General features: G+C 39.1%; 6 protein-coding genes. All 6 read right to left on the reverse strand.

What is annotated here, in order from left to right:
• Nucleotides 1-97 precede the first annotated feature (97 nt).
• The 6 genes from A8O25_RS22125 to A8O25_RS22150 all read right to left on the reverse strand — a co-directional run bounded on the left by A8O25_RS22125 (nucleotide 98) and on the right by A8O25_RS22150 (nucleotide 3,142).
• Nucleotides 98-397, reverse strand: coding sequence for a HigA family addiction module antitoxin (locus A8O25_RS22125; RefSeq protein WP_066839809.1), 300 nt, complete (start codon nucleotides 395-397; stop codon nucleotides 98-100).
• 6 nt (nucleotides 398-403) lie between these two features.
• A complete protein-coding gene (locus tag A8O25_RS22130; RefSeq protein WP_066839811.1) occupies nucleotides 404-685 on the reverse strand; it encodes a type II toxin-antitoxin system RelE/ParE family toxin in 282 nt (93 codons plus the stop codon).
• 162 nt (nucleotides 686-847) lie between these two features.
• Nucleotides 848-1,303 carry a hypothetical protein gene (locus A8O25_RS22135; protein WP_066839813.1) on the reverse strand — a complete coding sequence of 152 codons (456 nt, stop codon included), beginning with the start codon at nucleotides 1,301-1,303 and terminating at the stop codon, nucleotides 848-850.
• A 108-nt stretch (nucleotides 1,304-1,411) separates the two neighbouring features.
• Complete coding sequence (locus A8O25_RS22140; protein ID WP_066839819.1) at nucleotides 1,412-1,990, reverse strand: hypothetical protein; 579 nt, start codon at nucleotides 1,988-1,990, stop codon at nucleotides 1,412-1,414.
• A gap of 97 nt (nucleotides 1,991-2,087) precedes the next feature.
• Complete coding sequence (locus tag A8O25_RS22145; protein WP_066839821.1) at nucleotides 2,088-2,597, reverse strand: hypothetical protein; 510 nt, start codon at nucleotides 2,595-2,597, stop codon at nucleotides 2,088-2,090.
• Nucleotides 2,598-2,692: 95 nt separating this feature from the next.
• The gene (locus A8O25_RS22150) at nucleotides 2,693-3,142 is read right to left on the reverse strand and encodes a hypothetical protein (RefSeq protein ID WP_066839823.1); all 450 of its coding nucleotides are present in this window, start codon (nucleotides 3,140-3,142) and stop codon (nucleotides 2,693-2,695) included.
• Nucleotides 3,143-3,322 lie beyond the last annotated feature (180 nt).

The following is a 3,322-nucleotide window of genomic DNA, read 5'->3' on the forward strand; positions in this document are numbered from 1 at the left end:
TCTTTTTGGCGGCAGGAATTGAAATCAACTTGAGAAAAGTGAAGAGGGATTGAAACAGGGCACTGTTTAACGCTGAGTTGTGCAACAGCTACCATTGTTAGGCGGCGTTTTTCTCAAATCTTCTTATACTTTCCAGTTCTTCCTGTTTGTTGGTTTTCTCTTCTTCCAAGTCGTAATCATCCTGGAGGCCGAGCCAAAACTTGGGGGAGTTGCCAAAGTAGTAACTCAGCCTGAGCGCGGTGTCTGCCGTGATTCTCCTGTTCCCCTTTAATATTTCGGATATTCTGGTTTGGGGAATGTTGATGTCTTTGGCAAGTCGGTAAGCGGTGATGTTTAGGGGGGAGAGAAACTCTTCTTGCAATACCTCTCCTGGGTGAATATTGGGTAACTTTTCCATTCTCTTTTAGTGATAGTCGATAATTTCTACTTTTGAGGCTTGTCCGTTGTCCCATTGGAAAATGATTCTCCATTGGTCATTAATCCGGATGCTGTAGAAGTCCTTTAAATTCCCTGACAGCTTTTCCAGTCGGTTGGAGGGAGGAACACGCAAGTCAGCGATATTCTGGGAGTTATTCAGCATTCTCAGTTTCCGCCTACCAATAGTCTGAATCTCCATTGGAAGTTTGCTGACTCTTTCCCCGTTCCAAATCTTTTCTGTCTCTTTCGAGCCGAAAGATGTGATCATACTTTTGTTTTACGGTAGTAACGTCAAAAGTAAGTAATATTTATCAAATTATTTTACCCAGAGGAGAGATTTATTAAATGCCGCCTAACGGTCTCGTGCATGAGACGGGCTAGGCCGTCGGCCGTAGCATGACTTTTACACAATGTTGGGCAAAGTAGTTTTTTAACCGTTTATTGAAACTGCTTGAGGTTCAAATTCGCTGAATTCTACCGTGAATTGGTGGTTCTCATCATGTTCCGTGTCGAATGACAAATCCCAATTAAAAGGTTTCCTTTCCTGGTTGGGAATTGTTAAGGCAACCAAGTGAAATTCGCTGTCGAAGTTTTTTATAGTGAAGTCTTCTTTCCAATTCCTGAACTCATCTTCGATTAGCGGCTTAAACTTTATTACCAAGTCGCTATAGTTTTCCTGTATCCAATTATAAAATTCTTTTTGCTTTTGGTCGGGCCCGTCTTCGTTCGCGGTGATAAAAAACTCAATTTCCTTTCCAGTCGGTTTGAAAAGTCCTTTGCCCTCAAAGTAGCTTTTCCCTTCTGCATTCATTTTCCTAAACCTTAGATTCCCGAAAAAGTCGTCTTGAATTGTTAAAGGTTTTTTGAAGATGTCGAATATTCCCATTTTATATATTTTCTATTTTGCCCAACGGTCTCGTGTAAAAGACGTGCAAGGCCGTCGGCCGTGGCATGACTTTTACACAATGTTGGCGGACGGATTTTTTTACGCTCTTTAATTTAAAGATTGTACTTGTCTATTTTTTACAAGTTCTTTAGTCACATGAATGCCCAATCTGTATTCAATTTGCATAAATCTCAAAATGGGACTTTTTAGCTCCTCAGTTTGTCGGCCAGCATATTCTCTCAATTCATCCAAGCAATCCAGAAAGGATTTATTAATAATTAATTGCAAATCAATATTATGTCTATTTTTTAAGTCCTCTTTTACACGTTGTACATCTTTAACTTGGTTATGCTTTGAACCTTCTTTTGAATTTCTAACTACTGGTGACCATAGCATATATATTTTCTCATAGCTATCGTCAAAACGATTGTTTGCATAAACTATATCTTTCTCAAATTTCTTCATGAATCTATCGTAATTATCGGGTTGTCCATTCTTGGTGTACTGTAGTCCGCCCAAATGCACAGCCACTTCACATATGAATACTTTTTTGTTTTTCATATCTATTCCAACTACGTCAATCTCACCTTGAACTTCCGTTGTATAAAGATTGTATTCGACGAAATCACAGTTTCTACAAATCTTTAAATACTGTCCAGTAATTTCTTCTCCTATATTGTGTGCCATTTTTATTATTTTTTAATCTGACCGCCAACGTACTAAGCTAAACGGCGGCGGAGGCCGTCGGCCGATGCTGGCGTTTAGGTGTTGTTAGACAGCGTTTTTATTTCTTTCTTTTATAGACATGAAGTTTCATCATTGGATAATATGTGAGGCTTAGCGTTTCCTTTGAGACACCATTTAGTTCATAGTACATGGTGTCATTCTTATTAGACAAAACTATAAACTCTGCTTTCACCTTTGGTTCAACAAATTGAGGAAGTTTATCGGTGAGAGTATATGTGTATTTATCGTCCTGTGTCTCTTCTTCACCTTCATATCCTGAAACCCAGCTTGAGCCAGTTATATTTAAATAGGCTAGACTATCACTTTCATGAACCCATTTTCCTTGCAGTTCAGCGGCGGTACTAACCTGTTTATCCCTTTTTTCTTGTTTTTGGGAATTGTCCGATGATTCTTCTTCCTCTGGTAAGGACGCTTTCATCAAAGGAGATTTGCTTGCCAAAGAATCCGCACCACTTATTGATAAAGGAGCTTCATTGTGAGCTGCTTCAGGTTTAGCGCATGAATTTAGAAATGTTGAGAAAGTGGCTAAGATTATGAGTTTCTTCATTGATGATTTATTATAAATGCTGTCTAACGTTTAGTGTAAGCGGCGGCGGAGGCCGTCGGCCGCCGCTGCCGTTTACACCTTGTTGGGCTACGTATTTATTTTAGGTTGCTCCACACTATTTCATTGTTTCTCAAAGTGAGCCGTGGTAGAAAGTTGAAAATCGTAGGGACGTCAATCTGTGGCTCAAGAATAACCCAAATGTCAGCATTGTCTCTTTTGAGCGTTATAGCCGAGAGATAATACATCTTTTTCAAGTCCTCTTCTGTTTTTTGCCACTTAGTTCCTTCAAAGCAATCGTGGATGTATTTATAAATAGCTTGCTCTGTGCTTTCAATATTTACAAATAATCGCTTTAAAAACTCTACCTGATAACTCGAGGGCGGAGAATTACCCTCTACTTCAATCGATAGTTCTACAGTATGATTTTTACAAACATTCTGAACGTCCCCAAACCATTCATTCCCGCTTTTGTCGGAATTTAATCCTAGTATGCCGAATCCTTCAAAGTCAAATACAGGTTTTTTCTCTTTCTTTCCAAAGAACATTTTCTACTTAATATGCAGCCCAACGAACTAGTATAAAAAACGTGCTAGGCCGTCGGCCGTAGCATGATTTTTATACAGTGTTATGCAACGTATTTTTCAGTAGTACTCATACTCAAATTGCTCTACAGAATAACCCTCAGTTTTTGTCAGCAATCCATTTCTATCGTAAGAGTATTTGAC

It is taken from the genome of Rufibacter ruber, assembly GCF_001647275.1.
GTDB lineage: Bacteria > Bacteroidota > Bacteroidia > Cytophagales > Hymenobacteraceae > Nibribacter > Nibribacter ruber_C.

Excerpts from the sequence above, each read along its gene's own strand:
- A8O25_RS22150 (WP_066839823.1), bottom strand. The coding sequence starts at position 3,142 with ATGTTCTTTGGAAAGAAAGAGAAAAAACCTGTATTTGACTTTGAAGGA.
- A8O25_RS22135 (WP_066839813.1), bottom strand. The coding sequence starts at position 1,303 with ATGGGAATATTCGACATCTTCAAAAAACCTTTAACAATTCAAGACGAC.
- A8O25_RS22145 (WP_066839821.1), bottom strand. The coding sequence starts at position 2,597 with ATGAAGAAACTCATAATCTTAGCCACTTTCTCAACATTTCTAAATTCA.
- A8O25_RS22130 (WP_066839811.1), bottom strand. The coding sequence starts at position 685 with ATGATCACATCTTTCGGCTCGAAAGAGACAGAAAAGATTTGGAACGGG.
- A8O25_RS22125 (WP_066839809.1), bottom strand. The coding sequence starts at position 397 with ATGGAAAAGTTACCCAATATTCACCCAGGAGAGGTATTGCAAGAAGAG.
- A8O25_RS22140 (WP_066839819.1), bottom strand. The coding sequence starts at position 1,990 with ATGGCACACAATATAGGAGAAGAAATTACTGGACAGTATTTAAAGATT.